Below are 19,180 nucleotides of genomic sequence, written 5' to 3' on the forward strand. Positions count from 1 at the left end.
AAAACCCCGCCCGACGTGCTGTCGGGCGGGGCTGAAAAACTCAGACTGTGGCGTTGCTTATTCGCGGTTGCCGAACAGCTGCAGCAGGAACATAAACATGTTGATAAAGTCCAGATACAGGTTAAGCGCACCCATGATCGCCGACTTTGCCAGCCACTCCTGATCGCCATGTGCGGCATGTGCGATGTAGTCTGTCTTGATCTTCTGCGTGTCATAGGCTGTGAGGCCCGCAAAGATCAGAACACCGATCATCGACACCGCGTACATGATCGCAGGCGACTGCAACCAGATGTTTACCAGCGACGCCACGATCAGGCCGATGACGCCCATGATCAGGAAGCTACCCCAGCCGGAGATGTCCTTTTTCGTGGTGTAGCCCCAGAGGGACAGACCCGCAAAGGCGATCGCCGTAATCAGGAACACCTGAATGATCGAGAAGCCTGTGAAGACCGCAAAGATCCACGAAATCGACACACCCATCGCGGCGGCAAAGACGTAGAAGAACAGTTGCGCACCGGCAGCCGACAGGCGGTTAATCATTGCACCGAATGCAAAGACCATCACCAGCGGCAGGAACATGACGACCCACTTCAACGGGCTTGTCCAAAGTGTTGCACCGAATTCGGTCAGATATGTGTTTGCACCGATCTGGTAGGCGGTGGGTTCGGTTGCGATTGCAAGACCGGACAGTGCCCAAGCAGCGGCTGCGGTGATGATCATGCCCACGGACATTGTGCCGTAGACTTTATTCATATGGGCGCGAAGGCCCTCATCGATCGCCGCCGTGCGAACGCCGCCCACGGTCCGGGTGGTTTGATATTCAGCCATGGATACCTCCAAAAAAGAATGACGCACGCCGGAATGGCGTATTGGCACAGATATTGGCAGCATGGGCGCGTTTTTCAAGATGCATCCGCACCTGACGGGCAGGTTTCTGACCTTTTTGGGCGGGTTTGTCGCAGGTCAGCGGATAATGCTGAAAAAACAGGGTAAATGTCTCAGTTGCGCCATGTGGCTGGCACGTCCCACGGCTTGCGCGATGCTTCCTGTGATGCTTGCGCGCTGGTCAGGCCGATATCGCGCAGTTGCGCGTCGCTCAGACCGGACAGCTGATGACGCTGACGCCGCAAGGCGAACATCTGCAAAAGGCGGGCGAAACCGCTCAGGCGCGGGGCAGGGCGGCAGTGGCGGACGGAAACATAGCTGGTCATGATATATCCTTTCGTGATGGTTTGGCGTAAATGCATGTCGATGCTTGATGTGTCGACGAAGGGATGACATAAGTGAAACGAATGTTTCTTATGTCCACCATCAAGGATTGTGATGATGCGAAATCTGGATATGACGGCGCTGCGGTCTTTCGTGGCTGTGGCAGAAGAGGGCGGCGTGACGCGCGCGGCCGGTTTTTTGAACCTCACGCAATCTGCGGTGTCGATGCAGCTGAAACGGTTAGAGGAGTCGCTGAATGTGTCTCTGCTCGACCGGACGGCGCGCACCATCGCGCTGACCGGCGCGGGTGAACAGTTGCTCAGCTACGCGCGGCGGATGCTGGCCCTGAACGACGAGGTCTATGGCAAGCTGACGGCCAATGATTTTGAGGGCGAGATCATCCTTGGCGTGCCGCATGACATCGTCTATCCGGCCATTCCGCCCGTGTTGCAACGCTTTGCTGCGGCTTATCCACGGGTGAAAGTGCAACTGCTTTCGTCCTTCACAACCGAGCTGAAACAGCAATTCAAACGCGGTGAGGCCGATATCATTCTGACCACCGAAGACGATCTGGATGCTGGCGGCGAAGAGCTTGGTGCGCGTCAGATGGTCTGGATCGGATCGCCCGGCGGTATCGCCTACAAGCAGCGACCGCTGAAACTGGCCTTTGAACAGCGTTGCATGTTCCGCCAGATGGCGCAGGCGCGTCTGGATGCGGCGGGCGTGCCGTGGGAAATGGCCGTGGAATCCGCATCATCGCGCACGATCGAGGCAACCGTGAGCGCCGATCTGGCGGTGCATGTGATGCTCGAGGGTACAGTGCCGGCCCATTGTGCGACATTGCCCGCAAATTGCGGTCTACCGGAACTGGGGCAGACGCGGATCAACATGTATCACACGCGGCAGGGCCACGCGCCGATGGTCGCCGATATGGTCGATATGATCCGCGCGGCCTATCGCGGGAAGCCCGCAGCGCAAGCACCAGTTACGGTGATGGCCTAGGGTGTCACCACCACCTTGCCGGTCGATTTGCGGCTTTCCATCAGATCCAGCGCGTCCTGCGCGTTTTCCAATGGCAAGACGTGGCTGATATGCGGCGTCAGCTTGCCCGCCGTGTAAAGATGAAGCAACTCGGCGAGGCTTTGGGTGAGGGCGGCGGGATTGAACTTCAGATAGCCGCCCCAGTAAAAGCCGATGACGGTGATGTTCTTGACCAGAATGATATTGGCGGGGATTTGCGGCACGTCACCACTGGCAAAACCGATGGTGATAACCCGCGCCTCGCGATTACAGGCACCAAGGGCGGCCTTGAAAGCGTCACCGCCCACGGGATCGTAAACCACATCTGCGCCGCCCAGCGCTTTGACCGCTGCCTTGATATCGTCGGTGGTGCTGTCGATCAGATGGTCGGCGCCCGCCTTGCGCGCCACCTCCAGCTTGTCCGCGCCACGCGCCACGGCGATCACGGTTGCGCCCAGCGCCTTGCCGATCTCGACCGCCGTCAGGCCAACACCGCCCGCTGCACCCAGCACAAGCAGGGTTTCGCCCGATTGCAGACCAGCGCGCCGTGTCAGCGCCAGATGCGAGGTGCCGTAGGCGACCATGAAACCGGCAGCCACGTCTGCGGGCATGTCATCGGGCACCGCACGGCAAAGCGCTGCCGGAAAGACGCCCTGTTCAGCAAGACCGCCCTGACCGCCGAAAACAGCGACGCGCGTGCCAACCGCAGGCGATGTGACCCCTTCGCCAAGTGCTGCAACGGTGCCGCAAACCTCCATACCAAGCGTGAATGGCGGGGTAGGCGTATCCTGATAGGTGCCTTTCGCCATCAGCAAATCGGCAAAATTCAGGCCGCAGGCCGCGATATCAATCAGCACTTCGCCTTTGGCGGGAACCGGCGGCGCGATGTCGCTGACCGCTGCGGGTGTGCTGAAATCGGTCACTTGAAAGGCTTTCATCGGGGCAGGCTCCGGCTTGGAATCGGTTTGTCTGGCGGACCATAGCGGAATGGCACGGGGGCGAAACCCTGCCCGGAATTAAGGCAATCGAAACCATGATTTTGAAAATGTTTGGGAACAGCCTGTCCTAAAGGTCAGGTTCGGCGCTGCAACCGTTGCGTGTCCGATATCTGATGTGCACGTAAGGCGGCAGTAAATACACACCGGGCCAGTTGCACGGTTGTCGCAACAGGAGCGAACGCCGCAGTTTGCCGTAAGACATGAAGCCGAAGGAAGACAAGAAAATGAGCCACCCAGTTGACGTTCACGTTGGAAAACGCATCCGCCATCGGCGCTGGATGAACGGGGTGACCCAACAACAACTGGCCGAACAGGTCGGGATCAAGTTTCAGCAGATTCAGAAATATGAAACCGGCATGAACCGCGTCAGCGCCTCCCGCCTTTGGGATATCGCAAGCGTGCTGGGTGTCGAAGTTTCTTTTTTCTTCGAAGGGTTAGACGAAGAAGCGGCGCAGCATGCCAGTGGTGACCTGCCCACCGATATCATGACCGACAAAGAGGCGCTGGACCTGCTGCGCTCTTATTATGCGATCCCCGAGAACCAGCGTCGGCGCTTGTTCGATCTGGCCCGTGTCCTGAGCGACGCAGCCTGATATCGCCGCTGCAAGCCTTGACCCCGTCCCGAGTGTCGCGTTACCGCTAACTGCAACACACGGGCAGGGGAACACATGGAAACGCAGATTGATCAGGCAACACAGGCAGACCTGATCCGGGTGGCGCATCTTGTCGCTGATGCGGCGCGCCCCGAGACACTTCGCCTGTTCCGCAACCCAGGGTTGGTTGCGGATGACAAGTCTACAGACACCACACCCTTTGATCCTGTGACCGAGGCTGATCGCGCCGCCGAGCTGGCCATGCGCACCATCATCGAGGCCGAGCGCCCCGACGATGGCATCCTTGGCGAGGAATATGGCACCAAGCCCGGAACAAGCGGTCTCACATGGGTTCTGGACCCGATTGACGGGACCCGCGGCTTTATCAGCGGCACGCCCACGTGGGGGGTGTTGATTTCGGTGTCCGATGCAACCGGCCCGCAGTTCGGGATTATCGACCAGCCTTACATCGGCGAACGCTTTTGCGGCGGTTTTGGCCATGCCGAATTGCAAGGCCCGCAGGGCAAAATGCCCTTGGCGACGCGCCTGTCGCGCGGGTTTAGCGCTGCGACGTTGCTGACCACATTCCCCGAGGTTGGCTCTGCTGCCGAACGCCGCGCGTTCGAGGCCGTTGCAAAGCAGGTGAAGCTGACCCGCTACGGCATGGATTGTTACGGTTACGCCCTTCTGGCCGCCGGTCAGGTGGATCTGGTGATCGAGGCGGCTTTGCAGCCCTACGATATTCATGCGCCCATCGCTGTCATACAGGCCGCTGGCGGCATCGTGTCCAACTGGCAGGGCGGGGCCGCGCACAACGGTGGTCGCGTGATCGCTGCCGCCAATCGCGATATCCATGCGGTGGCGCTTGCGGTTTTGCAGGACAGTATCGATGGGTAAGACACTGATCCGACAGGCTGATGTTGTCCTGACAATGGACGACAACCGCGCAGAGCTTGCTGGCGCCGATATCCTGATTGAAGGCGGCATTATCGCTGACATCGGCGTTGATCTGGCCGTTACAGACGCGAATGTTGTTCTGGCGAAAGGCTGTGTCGTGACACCCGGCCTCGTGAATACGCACCACCACCTGTATCAAACGCTGACCCGCGCCGTGCCCGGCGGGCAGGACGCGCTGCTGTTTGGTTGGCTAAAAACGCTCTATCCGATCTGGTCGCGGTTTGGCCCTGAAGAAATGTTCATCTCGGCGCAGATCGGGCTGGCGGAACTGGCGCTGTCGGGCTGCACGCTCACGTCGGACCACCTGTATCTCTATCCCAACGGGTCACGGCTTGATGACACCATCGCTGCGGCCAGCGAGGTGGGCTTGCGGTTCCACCCCACGCGCGGCGCGATGAGCATTGGTGAAAGTGATGGCGGCCTGCCGCCTGATAGCTTGGTTGAAAAAGAGGCCGCGATTCTTGAGGACTGCATCCGCGTGATCGACGCGCACCATGATGCGTCAGAGGGCGCGATGGTGCGGGTGGGCGTGGCCCCGTGTTCGCCGTTCTCAGTTACCCGCGATCTGATGCGCGATGCTGCAATCCTTGCCCGCGACAAGGGCGTGATGCTGCACACCCATTTGGCCGAAAATGACGAAGATATCGCCTATAGCCTCGAGAAATTCGGCTGCCGTCCGGGCCAATACGCCGAGGATTTGGGTTGGACGGGTGATGATGTCTGGCATGCGCATTGCGTGAAGCTCGACGGGCAAGAGATTGATCTGTTTGCCAAAAGCCGGACCGGCGTGGCGCATTGCCCATGTTCGAACTGTCGTCTTGGCTCTGGCATCGCGCCTGTGCGGGCGATGCGTGACGCGGGCGTGCCGGTTGGGCTTGGCGTGGATGGATCGGCAAGCAATGACATTGGCAATCTGGTGGGCGAGGCGCGACAGGCGATGCTGCTGCAACGGGTTGCGAATGGCGCCGACGCGATGAGCGCCCGCGAGGCGCTTGAGATCGTCACACGCGGCGGGGCGCAGGTGCTGAGCCGTCACGATTGTGGTCAGATCGCCGTTGGCAAGCGCGCCGATATTGCCGTGTGGGACGTGTCCGGCGTGGAAAGCGCAGGGAGCTGGGATCCGGCAGCGCTGCTACTAGCGGGACCAAGCAAGGTGCGCGATCTGTTTGTCGAAGGACGGCAGGTCGTGCGTGACGGACACATGGCGACGATTGATCTGCCGCGCGTCATTGAACGGCAGAACGGTTTGGCACGGGCGCTGGCGATCTAGGCGACCCGCTGACCTGCAACCCAAACATCGCGCACGGCGCGGTCATCGCCCATCATGATGGTCGGGAACAGCGCGTCCCAGATGTCATCCGCCCGCACTTCGCGCTGCGCAATCGCGCGGGTCGAGGCCAGATCAAGCACGCAGATATCCGCAGCGGCACCAACGGCCAGATTGCCGATCTGCCCCTCCATTCGTAGCGCCTGCGCCGATCCGGCGGTCGCCAGCCACATCAGTTGCGCCGGATGCAGTGCCACACCGCGCAACTGCCCGATCTCATAGGCCGCAGCCATGGTGTGCAGCATGGAAAACGACGATCCGCCGCCGGTATCGGTGGCCAGCCCCGTGCGGATGCCTGCCGCCGCCACGCCCATTAGATCAAACAAGCCCGATCCGATAAAAGTGTTGGACGTGGGGCAATGCACAACCGCAGCGCCAACTTCGGCCAATCGCGCCACTTCGCGGTCTTCCAGATGGATCGCGTGGCCGTAAAGCCCGTTTTCGCCCAGCAGGCCGAAGGCTTCGTAGGTGTCCAGATAGTCGCGGGCCTGTGGAAACAAATCCTTGACCCAAGCGATTTCCGGTAGCTGTTCGCTCAGGTGGGTTTGCATCAGGACATGTGGAAATTCGCCCCACAATGCGCCCAGCGCAGTCAGTTGATCGGGAGTTGAGGTGGGCGAAAAGCGCGGTGTGATCGCGTAGGACGCACGACCCACATCATGCCACTTCTCCAGCAGCGCCTTGCTGTCGTCATAGGCCGATTGTGCAGTATCGTGCAGGGCAGGGATCGCGTTGCGGTCCATGCAGGTCTTGCCTGCGACAACGGCCATATTGCGCTGTGCTGCCGCCTCGAAAAACGCATCAACGCTTTCGGTGTGGATCGTGCAAAAGCTGGTGAGCGTGGTTGTGCCATGCGCCAGCGCTAGATCAAGCGTATCGGCAGCCACCGCGTCGGCATAGGCTTTATCGCCAAACTTCGCCTCTTGCGGGAACGTATAGGTATTCAGCCAATCAATCAGTTGCTTGCCCCATGACGCAATCATCCGCGTCTGCGGGTAGTGCATGTGCGCATCGACAAAGCCCGCGTGGATCAGATCGCGCCCGTAATCGACAATTTTGGCCTGCGGATTGTCGCGGCGCAGCGTGGCCCCATTGCCAACGGCTGCAATCACGTCATCGCGGATCAGCACGCCGCCAGCACTGTCATGGCGGGCGCAATCGGCCCATGGGCCCACAAGCGGATTGCCATCAAACCACAGGGTCTGCCCCAGAAGAAGAGTATCAGTCATGGCCCTGTTGATAGGCCGCATCGGCGCATTGGTAAATTGCCGATCACGCCGTTGGCCCTACGTTATCAGGTTGTCGCGGCACAGCGTTCCGCTAATGTGCCCGCAGCTTTCAGGAACAGCCGAACATGACTGAACAACCCGACATTCGCGACGATCAAGACGACGAAGCCTTTGGTATCACCGATGCGCTGCTAGGCGATGTTCTGGCTGCGGTTGACGCGGGCGATGAGGCGGCTGTTGATGCCATTCTTGATCCGCTGCACCCCGCCGATATTGCGCACCTGATCGAATTGATCGACGGCAAGAAGCGCACGGCGCTTTTGCGTGTCTGGCAAGGCGGCGTTGACGGTGATGTGCTGTCGGAACTGGATGAAAACCTCCGCGAAGAGGTGATCGACGCGCTCAAGCCTGCCGAACTGGCCGAGGCGGTGCGCGATCTGGACAGCGACGATGTTGTCGATCTGGTCGAAACTCTTGAGGAAAGCCAGCAAGAGGCTGTGCTGGACGCGCTGGACGTCAGCGACCGGATCGCGGTGGAACGCGCGCTGTCCTACCCCGAGGAATCTGCCGGTCGCCACATGCAGTCCGAACTGGTGCGTGCGCCGGACTATTGGAACGTGGGCGAGGCGATTGATTACCTGCGGTCCGACGATCACACGCTGCCGGAGCAGTTTTATCACCTGATCCTTGTTGATCCGCGCATGAAAGCCGTGGGTTATGTCACGCTGGGCCGCATTCTTGCCAATCGCCGTGATGTAAAGCTGGTCGATATCGTGGAGGACAGCTTTCGCACCTTCCACGTGGCGCAGGATGTGGAGGAGGTCGCACAAGCGATCAACCACTACCATATGATCACAGCCCCCGTTGTTGATGACGATGACCGGCTTGTCGGTGTGATTACCATCGACGACGCGATGGCGTTTCTGGAAGAAGAAGCCGAAGAGGATATCATGCGCCTTGCCGGTGTGGTCGGCGACGGATCGCTGTCTGATCGCGTGCGCGAAACCGCCAAGCAGCGTTTCCCGTGGCTTGCGGTGAACCTTGTGACGGCGATCTTTGCCTCGATGGTGATTTCACTTTTCGAGGAAACGATTGCCGGATTGGTCGCGCTTGCGGTCCTGATGCCCATCGTCGCCTCCATGGGCGGCAACGCAGGCACGCAATCACTGACAGTGGCGGTGCGTGCGCTAGCCACCCGAGACCTGACAGGCGCCAATGTCTGGCGCGTCATCCGGCGAGAGGCGCTTGTGGGTCTGATCAATGGCGCGATATTCGCCGTGGTGATGGGTATCATTGGTGTTGTCTGGTTCGGCACCCCGATGCTGGGCGTGGTGATCGCAGTGGCGATGGTGGTGAATATGGTGGTGGCCGGATTGGCTGGCACCGGCATCCCGATTGTGCTTGAAAAGCTGGGCGTTGACCCTGCTTTGGCCTCGGGTGCATTCGTCACAACCGTGACCGACGTTGTTGGCTTCTTCGCCTTCCTTGGACTGGCCTCCGCGTGGTTGCTGTGACCGATCTGTCCGCGGCCAAAGACGCAGCGCGCAAGGCAGCATTTGCCCGTCGCAAGGCCGCGCATGATCCGTTTGCAGCCTCTGCGGGGCATCTGAGCGCTTTTCTGGCGGGACATCGTGGTGTGCCATTGGCAGGCTACAGCGCCATGCGCACCGAAATCGACCCTGCACCCGCCTTGGAAGAGGCTGCAGCCCACGGGCCTGTCGGCATGCCTGTGATCATAGGTGGAGGGCAGCCGCTGAAGTTCCGGACGTGGACCCCCGATTGCAAGATGGTGGCGGGTGAATTTGGTGCCGCAATTCCCGAAACCGGTGATTGGATGACGCCTGAAATTGTGATCGTGCCGCTGGTGGCGTTTGATCTTGGCGGCGGGCGGCTTGGCTATGGCGGCGGGTTCTATGACAGGACGCTGGAAATGCTGCGGGCCAAACGCCCTACGCTAGCTGTTGGATTTGCCTATGCCGCGCAGCAGGCCGAAGATCTCCCGCTGGAACCCACGGACCAGCCGCTTGACCTGATCATCACCGAAAATGGCGTGGTCTCTTTCTAAAGCACGGCGTGGCGCTATGTGATGCACCAGATATATCTGGCTTTGCCGCCGTTCCCACCGTAAGAGGCGCCATGAAAATACTCTTCCTTGGCGATGTGATGGGCCGCGCAGGCCGCGCCGCGATCACCGAACACCTTCCTGAATTACGCAAGTCCTGGCGTCTGGATTTTGTCGTCGTGAACGGCGAGAACGCGACAAACGGCATGGGTCTTTCCGCGCCGCATGCCCGCCTGCTGCTGGAGGCCGGTGCCGACGTCGTAACGCTGGGCGATCATGCGTTTGACCAAAAAGACATGCTGGCCTTTTGCGCCACGGAACCGCGTATCATTCGCCCGCTCAATTTCTCAAGATCTGCACCGGGTATGGGCGCGCGTGTGTTTGACGCCCCGCAGGGCCGCAAGGTTCTGGTCTGTCAGGTGCTGGGGCAGGTCTTTATGAAACGCCCCTTTGATGATCCGTTTTCGGCTGTGGACACTGTGCTGCGCCAGTATCCGATGGGCGGGCAGGTGCAGGCCAGCCTTGTCGACATGCATTGCGAGGCGACGTCCGAAAAGATGGCGATGGGGCATTATTGCGATGGCCGCGCCAGTATCGTTGTCGGCACGCACACCCACGTGCCCACCGCCGATGCGATGATCCTGCCAAGCGGGACCGCCTATCAGACCGATGCGGGCATGTGTGGCGACTACAATTCAGTGATCGGGATGGAAAAGGCCGAACCGCTGCGCCGCTTTATCACGGGCATGCCCAAGGACCGTTTCACCCCTGCGGCTGACCCTGCCACACTGTCAGGTCTTTACGTCGAAACCGATGATCGCACGGGCCGCGCAAACCGCGTGGAGATGGTGCGTCATGGCGGGCGACTGTCCGCTGCCGGACCCGCGTGACACGTCAGCACTTGCCGCGCGGCTGCGGTGACGCAAGTATAGCCCAACTGTTCCTGCATGGTGCCAGACTGTGACCGATTTCCTGACCCTGACCGATCTTCAATCCGCGATCCTCACGCTCTGCGTGGTGGCGGGCATGTTCATCATGTTCCTGCGCGAGGTTTACCCGACCGAGGTTGTGGCCCTGATCGGGATGTCGCTGCTGCTGGTGACAGGCGTGCTGTCCTATGATGATGCGGTGGCCACGCTATCCAATCCGGCCCCGTGGACCATTGCCGCGATGTTCATCATCGTGGGCGCGCTTGTGCGAACGGGTGCGCTGAATGAGCTGACGCAGGTGGTCGAACGGCAGGCGCAGATCAATCCGGCCCGCGCCATTGGCGGCGCGTTGGTTTTCGTAGCCTTCGCCAGTGCGATTATGAACAACACGCCGCTGGTGGTCGTGATGATCCCTGTGTTTGTGCAACTGTCCCGCAGTTTAGGCACATCCGCGTCGAAACTTCTGATCCCGCTCAGCTATGCCGCGATCGTGGGTGGCACCATGACACTGCTGGGCACATCGACAAACCTTCTGGTGGATGGTGTGGCCCGCGCACAGGGGCTTGAGCCGTTTTCAATCCTTGAGATCACGCCCATCGGATTGGTGGTTGTGGCGTGGACGTTCACCTACCTTTACTTCTTTTCCAACCGTCTGCTGCCAGACCGCACATCTATGGCGAATATGCTATCGGACCGCTCCAAGATGCGGTTCTTTTCCGAGGCGGTGATCCCAAAGGACAGTAACCTCATTGGCCGACAGGCCACAGATGTGCGCCTGTTCAAACGCGAAGGCGTGCGCCTGATCGACGTTGTGCGCGGCGACACATCCCTGCGCTATGATCTGGATGCGGTGATCCTACAGCAACGCGACCGCGTGATCCTGCGCACCGCCATGAGCGAGATCCTGTCGCTGCAAGCCACGCCTGAACTGCGCCGCGTCGATCAGGTGTCTGCGGTGGAAACAACCACCGTTGAGGTGCTGATCACACCGAACTGCAACATGGTAGGCCGCCGTTTGGGAAGCCTGCGCCTGCGTCGCCGCTACGCGGTTTATACGCTGGCCGTCCATCGTCGTGATACCAATATCAATCAAAAGATGAACGATATCGTTGTCAAAGTGGGGGACACCCTGCTTTTGGAAGGCGCGCCGGAGGATATCCAGCGCCTGTCGAACGACATGAACCTTGGCGATGTGTCGCGGCCGTCCGAACGCGCGTTCCGCCGCCCCAAAGCGCCCATCGCCATTCTGACCCTGATTTTTGTTGTCGCGTTGGCGGCGCTGAACGTAGCACCCATCCTGCTGTTGGCCGTGGTGGGCGTGGCGGTCGTGCTGATGACCGGCTGCATTGATGCCGACGAGGCTTTTGGCCATGTCGACGGACGCTTGCTGACCCTGATCTTTGCCATGCTTGGGGTCGGCGCGGCGCTGCAATCATCGGGGGCCGTGGCGCTGATTGCCGATACCATATCGCCCGTGATGACGGTCCTGCCGCCATTCTTCATCGTTTTGTCGGTGTACCTGCTGTCTTCGATCTTGACCGAACTGGTCAGTAACAACGCGGTGGCCGTGGTGATGACACCTATTGCAATTGGTCTGGCCAGCGCCTTGGGCGTTGATCCGCGCCCATTGGTCGTGGCCGTAATGGTTGCCGCATCCGCCAGCTTTGCAACGCCCATTGGTTATCAGACCAATACGCTGGTCTATGGTCCCGGCGGCTACAAATTCTCTGACTTTATGAAATTCGGCATCCCGTTAAACCTGACGCTGGCGCCGGTCGTGTCGTTTGTGATTCCGTTCATCTGGCCGCTTTAGGGAAGTATCCGTCGAGTCGGGTTACCTGATCCAGAACCCTGCCGATTTGATCCGGTTTCTGATTTGCTTTTCTTTGACGGGAAGATCGTTGCGGTCAAACATCGCCCGCAGTTTCTGGCCGCGACCCTGAAAAATTAGCCGCTTGAACGCATTATACTGCTTGAGCCATTTTTTCACTTTGTTGGGCGCTGTAACTTCTTCCATCACCGCCACTGCGTGATCGCTTTCGCGGGCGTAAAACAACGGCAACAGCCGCCAATGGCAGGTAATATCACCGTCCAGCCCGTCCAGTTCCGGTCCCGGTCTGCCACCGCCAAAGGAGTGGATGACAAGCGGCAGCACGATCTGGTCAAGCCACGGATCAATGGATTGCACGACCATCGTGTCGGGCCTGTCATCGCGCACGGCCAGCGCATATTCGAGAAACCGCTCGCCAAAGGCTGCGGGATCAGCACCGAAAAACCAGCCAGCATTGAAATACATATAGCGTTGCCAGTATTCGTCCGGCTGGCTGAGATCGAGCGTGTCTTCAAAGCCTTCCAGACCAAATTTATCATAAAGCGATTTCCAGATCGCGGTGTAGCCCGGCCAATAAAGCTCTTCCTCGGGCCACGTGCCCTCGCGTTTCATCGATGCTGACGGCCGGTCAAAATCAAACGGCACGGACATCAGATCGCCTGTGATGATCGTATCGGTGTCGAAAAACACAAACGGCTCACCAGCGGGCAGGATGGAAAGCCCTTCGATCTTGTTGCCATAGGGATAGGACTGCCCGAAGTGGCGGCTTTCGAACGGCACTACCTCGGCGCCCATATCGGTCAGCACGGCGCGGATATCATCCGACATGCGCGGATCATTGTCCCAGCGGTCGCCGGGCTGCGGTTCGGCCACAATGACGCGGCCAGCAAAATCGGGTGACATGGCATTCAGCGACGCCATAAACAGCACCGCCTCGTATTCCAGCCTGCCGCTTTGCCCCACGATCATGATGTTGAATGGCTGGCTTGCTGCCTTTTTCTTCGCCATAGTCTGCTTATCCTGCTTATTCTTGGCAGGCACTATAGGGTGGATTGCGTCCACGGGATAGAGCGTGGACGCCCCGCGCGTCAGCGAAAGGAAATAGGATGCTGGATTTATTTTTGCCATTTGTGATCGGCGTGGCCATCGGGATCGCGCCGCCAGAGCAAGAGACCGACATTGCGGTCAATGAATTGCCGCAGGTCGAAGAGGTGCCGCCGCTGGAAGTGGGGTCGGGTGATGATATCACCACCCGCGAACCCGAAGCGCAGGTGCCCACCGGCAAATACACCACCGCCGTTGAGGTCCGCCCGATTTTGGGGATGACCAAAAGCAACTGGGCGGCTGTGCGGCTCTTTAATGATCAGGATCTGGTCTACTTCACACACCTGATGGGCTGGCGCTGCGGCCTGTGGGAGATCCGCTATGGTATCAACGGTGATCCGGCGGACAACATCGTCCCGATGGAGCCTTGCAACGAAGAGTATCAGCAGCCCAACGTGATGATCGATGTCGAGAATTTCCTGCCCTACATCACACTGCCCCCCAACAGCGTTGAGACCGTCTATGTCGAGATCACATTTGACGATGGCACCACCGATTTTGCGCAGTTCAACCGCAATGAAATCCTGATCCCCTAGGGCGCTTTTCGCCATTTTCTGGCACGGGCCGCACTGTTGATTTGCGCAACAGCCTGTGCTTGAAATTATACATATTACATGCGGCGCCCGCATTTGGGCGCGCCGGCATGACATTTTATGAACCCATTTTGCCAACGGAGAACAACTATGAGCGGTGCAATCAAAACAATTACGGACACTTTTTTAGAAAACGGTTTTTCAACTGGTGCGGAGAACCCCGACCTTGTCGCGACCCAGTCGGGCGGCTTTACGATCTCGTTTGGTGATGAATACGGGGCTGACGACTTTGACGCACGCGGGCGCACCTTTGATGGGTTTGGCGCATCCTTGGCGACCTTCGCAATTTCATCCAGTTCGGTGACATTGGCAGCGACCCATGCCGCCACGACCTATCTTGCCGATGGGCGGCGCGTATCGGTTTGGTCACAAGACCAGCGTAACCCGACAACCGAAAACGTCGATCTTTATGGCCGGATCTGGCACCCTGACGGCACGGCGGATATTCTTCAGTTCTCCGTGTCGCAGGACGTGGGAAACCAGTTCGCGCCGCTTGTATTGGCAGGTGAAGACGGTGGATTTGCAGTGGCCTACGCCGATAGCCCCACTGGCACTGCTGTTATGAAGTTCTACAATCAAAACGGTGGCCTGATCCGCACCGTCAGTCCGGCCAACCCCAGTGGCAATGTGTCTGTGTCGTCGCCCAATGGATCAAGCCCGATTGAGGGCCTTGCGCTGGATAGCGGCAACTATGTGCTGACGTGGTACGCGTCAGGCGTATCGTTTTTCCAGATTTACGATGCCGGCGGCCTTCCTGTCGGCGCGACCGTCACGCTTGGCACCATGTCCACATTTGAGAACATGCCAAGGATGGCCCAGCTTGAGGACGGGCGTTTCGTCGTCACGTATCAAACATTTAACAGCATTTATGCAGAGATTTACGACGAAGACGGCACGGTTTCGGTTTCCCAGTTTCAGGTTGCAACAGATACGGTAACCTCATCCTCATCAGCGTCCGATGCGTCGATCGCAGGCTTGCAGGACGGTCGTTTTGTTGTCGTTTACGTCGCAGTCGGAAGCAATGGTATCAAGGCGCAGATTGTGCACGCGGATGGCACCCTTGATGGTGCGGCCTTTGACGTCTCAAGCGTCGATACCGGAACACAACGGGCCCCAACTGTTTCGACCCTTGCCGATGGCCGCTTTGCGGTCGCATGGCAAACAAGTGAAACCGGAACGGAAGAAATCAAATACGCCGTCTTTGATCCCCGCGAGGAAGGGATCGTCTTGGCCGGAACGCGTTTTGATGATTCCTTTGTCGGCACCGATTTTGTCGACTTCATCGCCGGAGGCCGTGGCGACGATACAATTCAGGGACAAGGATCGAATGATTATCTAGGCGGGGGCCGTGGTAACGACATCATCTATGGTGGCGCAGGCAATGACGAGATTGACGCGGGCGCGGGCAATGATGTGCTCAACGGTGATGCCGGGGTCGATGTGCTTAAAGGCGGGCTTGGCGCAGACACGATCTATGGCGGGAACGGCGACGATATCATCTATGCGGACGAGGGAGAGGATGTCGTTCTTGCCGGTGCGGATGACGATGTCATCTATGTCGGCCTTAATACCGCAAGTGTGGATGGCGGGTCCGGAACGGATCAGGCGATTTATGTGGCAGATCCCGGAGTTACCGCCAGATATATAAGTCTGAACCAGACGGGGATTGCCGGGTCTATTGTTTTTGATGGCGTCGAAAATTTCAAATCGGACAGCGACGTCAGATTTGTATTCGAGGGAACCAGCGGTGCCAACATAATTGAGCTTGGAAGCGGCAACGATATTGTCGGTGCTCAGTTTGGCAGTGACTACGTTGACCTTGGTGGCGGCGACGATGAAGTGATCGTCGGCGGTGGTCAGGAAACCTTTATCGGCGGAAGCGGGCGCGACACGATCAATTACCAGGATGCGACTGGTGGTATCGATATTAATCTGGAAACCAACGCGATTTCCGGATCATGGGCCGTGAACGACACCATTGACGGCTTCGAGGATTTCGTTGCGGGTGCGAACGGCAATGACAAAGTGGTGGGCACATCAGGTGCCAACCAGATCCAGACCCGAGGCGGCGACGACAGCGTTTATGCGGGCAATGGCGCGGATTATGTCCTGCTAGGGGCAGGCGATGATTATGTGCTTGTCGGCGGCGGTCAAGAGCAGTTCCACGGCGGCGCTGACACCGATTATATCAGCTACTACAAAAGCACCGGCGGCATTCAGATTGATCTGGCAGCCGATACGGTCGACGGATCATGGGCGACCAACGATGTGATATCGGGTTTTGAGGGCGTATCAGGCTCTGCCACGGGCGGCGATACGGTGAACGGCACCAGCGGTGCCAATGTCATCCGCACATATGGCGGCGCAGACAGGGTTACCGCAGGCAACGGCGCTGACCGCGTGTATCTTGGTGCGGGCGATGACTACGTGCGCGTTGGCGGCGGTGAGGAGTCCTTCTACGGCGGGTCCGGTAAGGACTATATCAGTTACTACGACAGCTCTGGCGGGATTACTCTGCGACTGGCCACGGACTTTGTGACCGGATCGTGGGCCGTGAACGACACGATCAAGGACTTCGAAAGTGCAGGCGGTTCCAACACCGGCAACGACGATATGCACGGCACATCGGGCAACAACACGCTCAATTCCTATGGCGGCAACGACACGCTGTTCGGACTGTCCGGCGATGACAGGCTCAATGGCGGATCAGGGATGGATTTCTTTGATGGCGGCGGCGGCAAGGATACGCTGACAGGTGGTGCTGATGCCGACACGTTCCATTTTGATCGCGGCGAAGGCGACGACATCATCAAGGACTTTGAAAACAACATCGACACGATCGAGTTGGACAACTTCAGCACCTTCTCGGATGCCGCAGGCGCACTGACCTTTGCGGTCAACACATCGGGTGGTGACGTATTCTTTGATTTTGGTTCCGATGGCACGCTTCTGGTGGAAAATACGACCAAAGGATTTCTACTGAACGATCTGGATGTGGTCTGACATTTTCGCCCACCGATAGGACCAATCAAAACGCCGTGCAGGCCCCTGCATGGCGTTTTTTCGTGCGTTTGGGCGTCACCGCGGTATAATTCCGTCATTTCAAATTAAGTTTTTAAAGGACATTGAGTCATGGCAATCAACATCATTTCTATTTCTTCGACCTCTGCCATCGCGGCAAATAGCAGCGCCGATTACTGGATCATCAACGAAGGTGTGATCATTTCGACCAGTGTTGATACCATTGGCGCGACCGGAGGTGCCGGCTTACAGCGGTTTGTTATCGAGGGAACGCTGATTTCATCCGCATCCGACACGTTTGATCTGGGCGACTCGATCAACAATACGGGCGGAGGCAACTACATTCTGGTCAGCGAGTCCGGTGTGTTGCTCGCGGCGTCCAGTGCCGTTGAAAGCGCGGGCGGCTTTCTGACCTTGGTCAACCACGGCGCAGTATCCAGCGTCGGGTCTGGCTCGCCGGCGCTTTTTATCGAGGACGGCGATAACAATATCACCAACCACGGCAGCATCGTGGCATCCGCAAGCAATGCGGTGCAAATGGACGGGTTTGGCAATTCCTTGGAGAATACCGGATCTATTACCGCTGACGACGGCGCGATTGTGATGGTTGACGGCGGCACCCTGCTGAATACCGGCACGATCAGGGCAAATGACGGTGTGGGCTTCGCAGGGACCGGATCGGGCCACAATATCGTCAATGAAGGTGCGATCACGTCAACGTCGCACGGTATCGAGCTGGATGGCGGAACAGCGCAAATCCTGAACTCCGGCACCATCGCGGCAAGCAAGGCCACAGGCCACGGTATCTTGATCGAAGACGGCGTCCTGAACGATGTGACCAACACTGGCGATATCTCGTCTCAGGATACAGCTATCGAAATTCTGGGGACGTCCGGCACAGTGACCAACGTGGGAACCATCACGTCATGGAACCAGGATGGTATCCAGATGGGGGCCAACTCGCGCGTCATCAACAACGGCGATGTCATGGCTACGGTCTTTGGCGTGGTGCTTGACGGTGCAAACTCAGAGGTCACCAACACCGGATCAATCAATTCCGGCAGCAAAGGTATCTCGTCCTCCGGTAGCAACAATCTGGTCATTAACTCGGGCGAGATCATCAGCGGTTTTGGCGCGATCTCAACATTTGACGAAGACAGCCGCGTGGTGAATTCGGGCCTTTTGTCCAACAGCAGCAATTCCATTGGCACCGTCGGTCTGATCGGGGGCAGCAGCTCTTTCGTCAATTCCGGCATGGTCACCGGCGGGTCGTCCGGCGTCTATGTGGCGGAATCCGATAACGTCATTACCAACCTGGAAGGTGGTCTGATCACTGGCGGGGACCGTGGCGATAGCCTGACCGCGATCTACATTAATTCGACATCTGTTACGACCAACCAGATCATCAACCACGGTGATATCATCGGCGATATCATGACCGAAATCCCTTCATTTGATCCTGATTTCATCGACATGCCGGGGCTAGGGGTAGAACTGCTGGTGAATCGCGGGACAATTGATGGTGATGTATATCTGGCGGGCGGTGACGATATCTACGACGGCGCTGACGGTCAGATGATCTATGGCTCCGAGATTTTTCTGGGGCAAGGCGACGACGAACTGCTGGGCGGTGAGGGGCGCGAGCGTGTCTATGACGGCGGTGGCGACGATCTGGTGGAAACTGGCGGCGGCAACGACAGTATTCGCGCAGGCACGGGGCAGAACGACTATGACGGCGGTGAGGGCAACGATTACCTGTCGTATTACGACTTTGCCACGGCGATCCGGATCGACTTGCTGACCAATTCCACAGCCGGTGGCGCGGCGGGCAATGCGGCTGGCAACGACACACTCGTGAACATCGAAAATCTGGGCGGCACAGACGGCGGCGGCGACACGCTGATCGGCGACAATGACGCCAACGCGCTTTACGGCTGGGGCGGCAACGACAACCTTTATGGCCGCAGCGGGAACGACAAGCTGGTCGGCGGCGATGGTGAGGATTTCTTTGACGGTGGGGCGGGCAATGACCGCCTTTTCGGAGAGGGCGGCGCCGACACGTTCCAGTTCGACGCGGGCGAGGACCACGACTACGTCATGGACTTCGAGAACAACATCGACACGGTGGAATTCGACGGTTTCAGCTACCTGACCAACGCCGCAAGCGCGCTGACCTACGCCGCACAAGAGGGCAACGATGTGGTCTTCGACTTTGGCGCGGACGGCATGTTGACGGTGTTCGGCACGACAACAGGCCAGCTTGCCAACGATATTGATATCGTCTGAGGCAACAGTAAGTCTGCTGGT

Annotated in this window: 16 protein-coding genes; 11 read left to right on the forward strand and 5 right to left on the reverse strand. The window is 58.6% G+C overall.

Annotation, left to right across the window (positions count from 1 at the left end):
* Positions 1 to 57 precede the first annotated feature (57 nt).
* Together V8J84_RS10605 and V8J84_RS10610 are read right to left on the reverse strand one after the other, a co-directional pair.
* Positions 58 to 828: a Bax inhibitor-1/YccA family protein gene (locus tag V8J84_RS10605; protein ID WP_339930878.1), complete on the reverse strand. Its 771-nt coding sequence runs from the start codon at positions 826 to 828 to the stop codon at positions 58 to 60.
* Between the two features lie 170 nt (positions 829 to 998).
* A complete protein-coding gene (locus V8J84_RS10610; protein ID WP_339930880.1) occupies positions 999 to 1,211 on the reverse strand; it encodes a DUF1127 domain-containing protein in 213 nt (70 codons plus the stop codon).
* A 112-nt stretch (positions 1,212 to 1,323) separates the two neighbouring features.
* On the opposite strand from V8J84_RS10610, the gene V8J84_RS10615 reads away from it, so the two are divergent.
* Positions 1,324 to 2,211 carry a LysR family transcriptional regulator gene (locus V8J84_RS10615; protein ID WP_339930882.1) on the forward strand — a complete coding sequence of 296 codons (888 nt, stop codon included), beginning with the start codon at positions 1,324 to 1,326 and terminating at the stop codon, positions 2,209 to 2,211.
* Here the strand turns inward: V8J84_RS10615 and V8J84_RS10620 are convergent.
* The gene (locus V8J84_RS10620; RefSeq protein WP_339930884.1) at positions 2,208 to 3,167 is read right to left on the reverse strand and encodes an NADPH:quinone oxidoreductase family protein; all 960 of its coding nucleotides are present in this window, start codon (positions 3,165 to 3,167) and stop codon (positions 2,208 to 2,210) included. The two genes, V8J84_RS10615 and V8J84_RS10620, sit on opposite strands and share 4 nt — an antisense overlap.
* Positions 3,168 to 3,451: 284 nt before the next feature.
* On the opposite strand from V8J84_RS10620, the gene V8J84_RS10625 reads away from it, so the two are divergent.
* The 3 genes from V8J84_RS10625 to V8J84_RS10635 all read left to right on the forward strand — a co-directional run bounded on the left by V8J84_RS10625 (position 3,452) and on the right by V8J84_RS10635 (position 6,047).
* On the forward strand, positions 3,452 to 3,820 hold the full coding sequence (locus tag V8J84_RS10625; RefSeq protein WP_339930886.1) for a helix-turn-helix domain-containing protein: 369 nt from the start codon (positions 3,452 to 3,454) through the stop codon (positions 3,818 to 3,820).
* 75 nt (positions 3,821 to 3,895) lie between these two features.
* Entirely contained in the window at positions 3,896 to 4,717 is an 822-nt protein-coding gene (locus V8J84_RS10630; protein ID WP_339930888.1) for an inositol monophosphatase family protein, read from the forward strand.
* Positions 4,710 to 6,047 carry an 8-oxoguanine deaminase gene (locus V8J84_RS10635; protein WP_339930890.1) on the forward strand — a complete coding sequence of 446 codons (1,338 nt, stop codon included), beginning with the start codon at positions 4,710 to 4,712 and terminating at the stop codon, positions 6,045 to 6,047. The genes V8J84_RS10630 and V8J84_RS10635 overlap by 8 nt, the downstream gene beginning before the upstream one ends.
* Here the strand turns inward: V8J84_RS10635 and guaD are convergent.
* Positions 6,044 to 7,333 (reverse strand): guanine deaminase, encoded by a 1,290-nt coding sequence (guaD, locus tag V8J84_RS10640; RefSeq protein ID WP_339930892.1) that lies wholly within the window; start codon positions 7,331 to 7,333, stop codon positions 6,044 to 6,046. The genes V8J84_RS10635 and guaD overlap by 4 nt on opposite strands.
* 125 nt (positions 7,334 to 7,458) lie before the next feature.
* Here guaD and mgtE point away from each other — a divergent pair, with 125 nt between their 5' ends.
* From mgtE to V8J84_RS10660, 4 genes are all read left to right on the forward strand, one after another.
* Positions 7,459 to 8,847 carry a magnesium transporter gene (gene mgtE, locus V8J84_RS10645; RefSeq protein WP_339930894.1) on the forward strand — a complete coding sequence of 463 codons (1,389 nt, stop codon included), beginning with the start codon at positions 7,459 to 7,461 and terminating at the stop codon, positions 8,845 to 8,847.
* Positions 8,844 to 9,398, forward strand: coding sequence for a 5-formyltetrahydrofolate cyclo-ligase (locus V8J84_RS10650; protein ID WP_339930896.1), 555 nt, complete (start codon positions 8,844 to 8,846; stop codon positions 9,396 to 9,398). The genes mgtE and V8J84_RS10650 overlap by 4 nt, the downstream gene beginning before the upstream one ends.
* Positions 9,399 to 9,469: 71 nt before the next feature.
* Entirely contained in the window at positions 9,470 to 10,285 is an 816-nt protein-coding gene (locus tag V8J84_RS10655; protein ID WP_339930898.1) for a TIGR00282 family metallophosphoesterase, read from the forward strand.
* A 70-nt stretch (positions 10,286 to 10,355) separates the two neighbouring features.
* Positions 10,356 to 12,137, forward strand: a complete 1,782-nt coding sequence (locus V8J84_RS10660) for an SLC13 family permease (protein WP_339930900.1) — start codon at positions 10,356 to 10,358, stop codon at positions 12,135 to 12,137.
* A gap of 21 nt (positions 12,138 to 12,158) precedes the next feature.
* Here V8J84_RS10660 and V8J84_RS10665 read toward each other — a convergent pair whose 3' ends face one another.
* Positions 12,159 to 13,163: a hypothetical protein gene (locus tag V8J84_RS10665; RefSeq protein WP_339930902.1), complete on the reverse strand. Its 1,005-nt coding sequence runs from the start codon at positions 13,161 to 13,163 to the stop codon at positions 12,159 to 12,161.
* 98 nt (positions 13,164 to 13,261) lie between these two features.
* On the opposite strand from V8J84_RS10665, the gene V8J84_RS10670 reads away from it, so the two are divergent.
* From V8J84_RS10670 to V8J84_RS10680, 3 genes are all read left to right on the forward strand, one after another.
* Positions 13,262 to 13,795, forward strand: coding sequence for a hypothetical protein (locus V8J84_RS10670; protein ID WP_339930904.1), 534 nt, complete (start codon positions 13,262 to 13,264; stop codon positions 13,793 to 13,795).
* Between the two features lie 147 nt (positions 13,796 to 13,942).
* The gene (locus tag V8J84_RS10675) at positions 13,943 to 16,855 is read left to right on the forward strand and encodes a calcium-binding protein (RefSeq protein WP_339930906.1); all 2,913 of its coding nucleotides are present in this window, start codon (positions 13,943 to 13,945) and stop codon (positions 16,853 to 16,855) included.
* A 129-nt stretch (positions 16,856 to 16,984) separates the two neighbouring features.
* Positions 16,985 to 19,159 (forward strand): calcium-binding protein, encoded by a 2,175-nt coding sequence (locus V8J84_RS10680; RefSeq protein WP_339930908.1) that lies wholly within the window; start codon positions 16,985 to 16,987, stop codon positions 19,157 to 19,159.
* The last annotated feature ends 21 nt before the right edge of the window (positions 19,160 to 19,180 follow it).

Origin of the sequence: Yoonia sp. 208BN28-4 (genome assembly GCF_037543925.1) — a bacterium.
Taxonomy (GTDB): domain Bacteria; phylum Pseudomonadota; class Alphaproteobacteria; order Rhodobacterales; family Rhodobacteraceae; genus Yoonia.

Bases quoted from the DNA above. Each gene is read 5' to 3' on its own strand.
- V8J84_RS10665 (WP_339930902.1), bottom strand. From the start codon at position 13,163: ATGGCGAAGAAAAAGGCAGCAAGCCAGCCATTCAACATCATGATCGTG.
- mgtE (WP_339930894.1), top strand. From the start codon at position 7,459: ATGACTGAACAACCCGACATTCGCGACGATCAAGACGACGAAGCCTTT.
- V8J84_RS10635 (WP_339930890.1), top strand. From the start codon at position 4,710: ATGGGTAAGACACTGATCCGACAGGCTGATGTTGTCCTGACAATGGAC.
- V8J84_RS10655 (WP_339930898.1), top strand. From the start codon at position 9,470: ATGAAAATACTCTTCCTTGGCGATGTGATGGGCCGCGCAGGCCGCGCC.
- V8J84_RS10620 (WP_339930884.1), bottom strand. From the start codon at position 3,167: ATGAAAGCCTTTCAAGTGACCGATTTCAGCACACCCGCAGCGGTCAGC.
- guaD (WP_339930892.1), bottom strand. From the start codon at position 7,333: ATGACTGATACTCTTCTTCTGGGGCAGACCCTGTGGTTTGATGGCAAT.
- V8J84_RS10625 (WP_339930886.1), top strand. From the start codon at position 3,452: ATGAGCCACCCAGTTGACGTTCACGTTGGAAAACGCATCCGCCATCGG.
- V8J84_RS10675 (WP_339930906.1), top strand. From the start codon at position 13,943: ATGAGCGGTGCAATCAAAACAATTACGGACACTTTTTTAGAAAACGGT.
- V8J84_RS10630 (WP_339930888.1), top strand. From the start codon at position 3,896: ATGGAAACGCAGATTGATCAGGCAACACAGGCAGACCTGATCCGGGTG.
- V8J84_RS10680 (WP_339930908.1), top strand. From the start codon at position 16,985: ATGGCAATCAACATCATTTCTATTTCTTCGACCTCTGCCATCGCGGCA.
- V8J84_RS10670 (WP_339930904.1), top strand. From the start codon at position 13,262: ATGCTGGATTTATTTTTGCCATTTGTGATCGGCGTGGCCATCGGGATC.
- V8J84_RS10615 (WP_339930882.1), top strand. From the start codon at position 1,324: ATGATGCGAAATCTGGATATGACGGCGCTGCGGTCTTTCGTGGCTGTG.
- V8J84_RS10605 (WP_339930878.1), bottom strand. From the start codon at position 828: ATGGCTGAATATCAAACCACCCGGACCGTGGGCGGCGTTCGCACGGCG.
- V8J84_RS10610 (WP_339930880.1), bottom strand. From the start codon at position 1,211: ATGACCAGCTATGTTTCCGTCCGCCACTGCCGCCCTGCCCCGCGCCTG.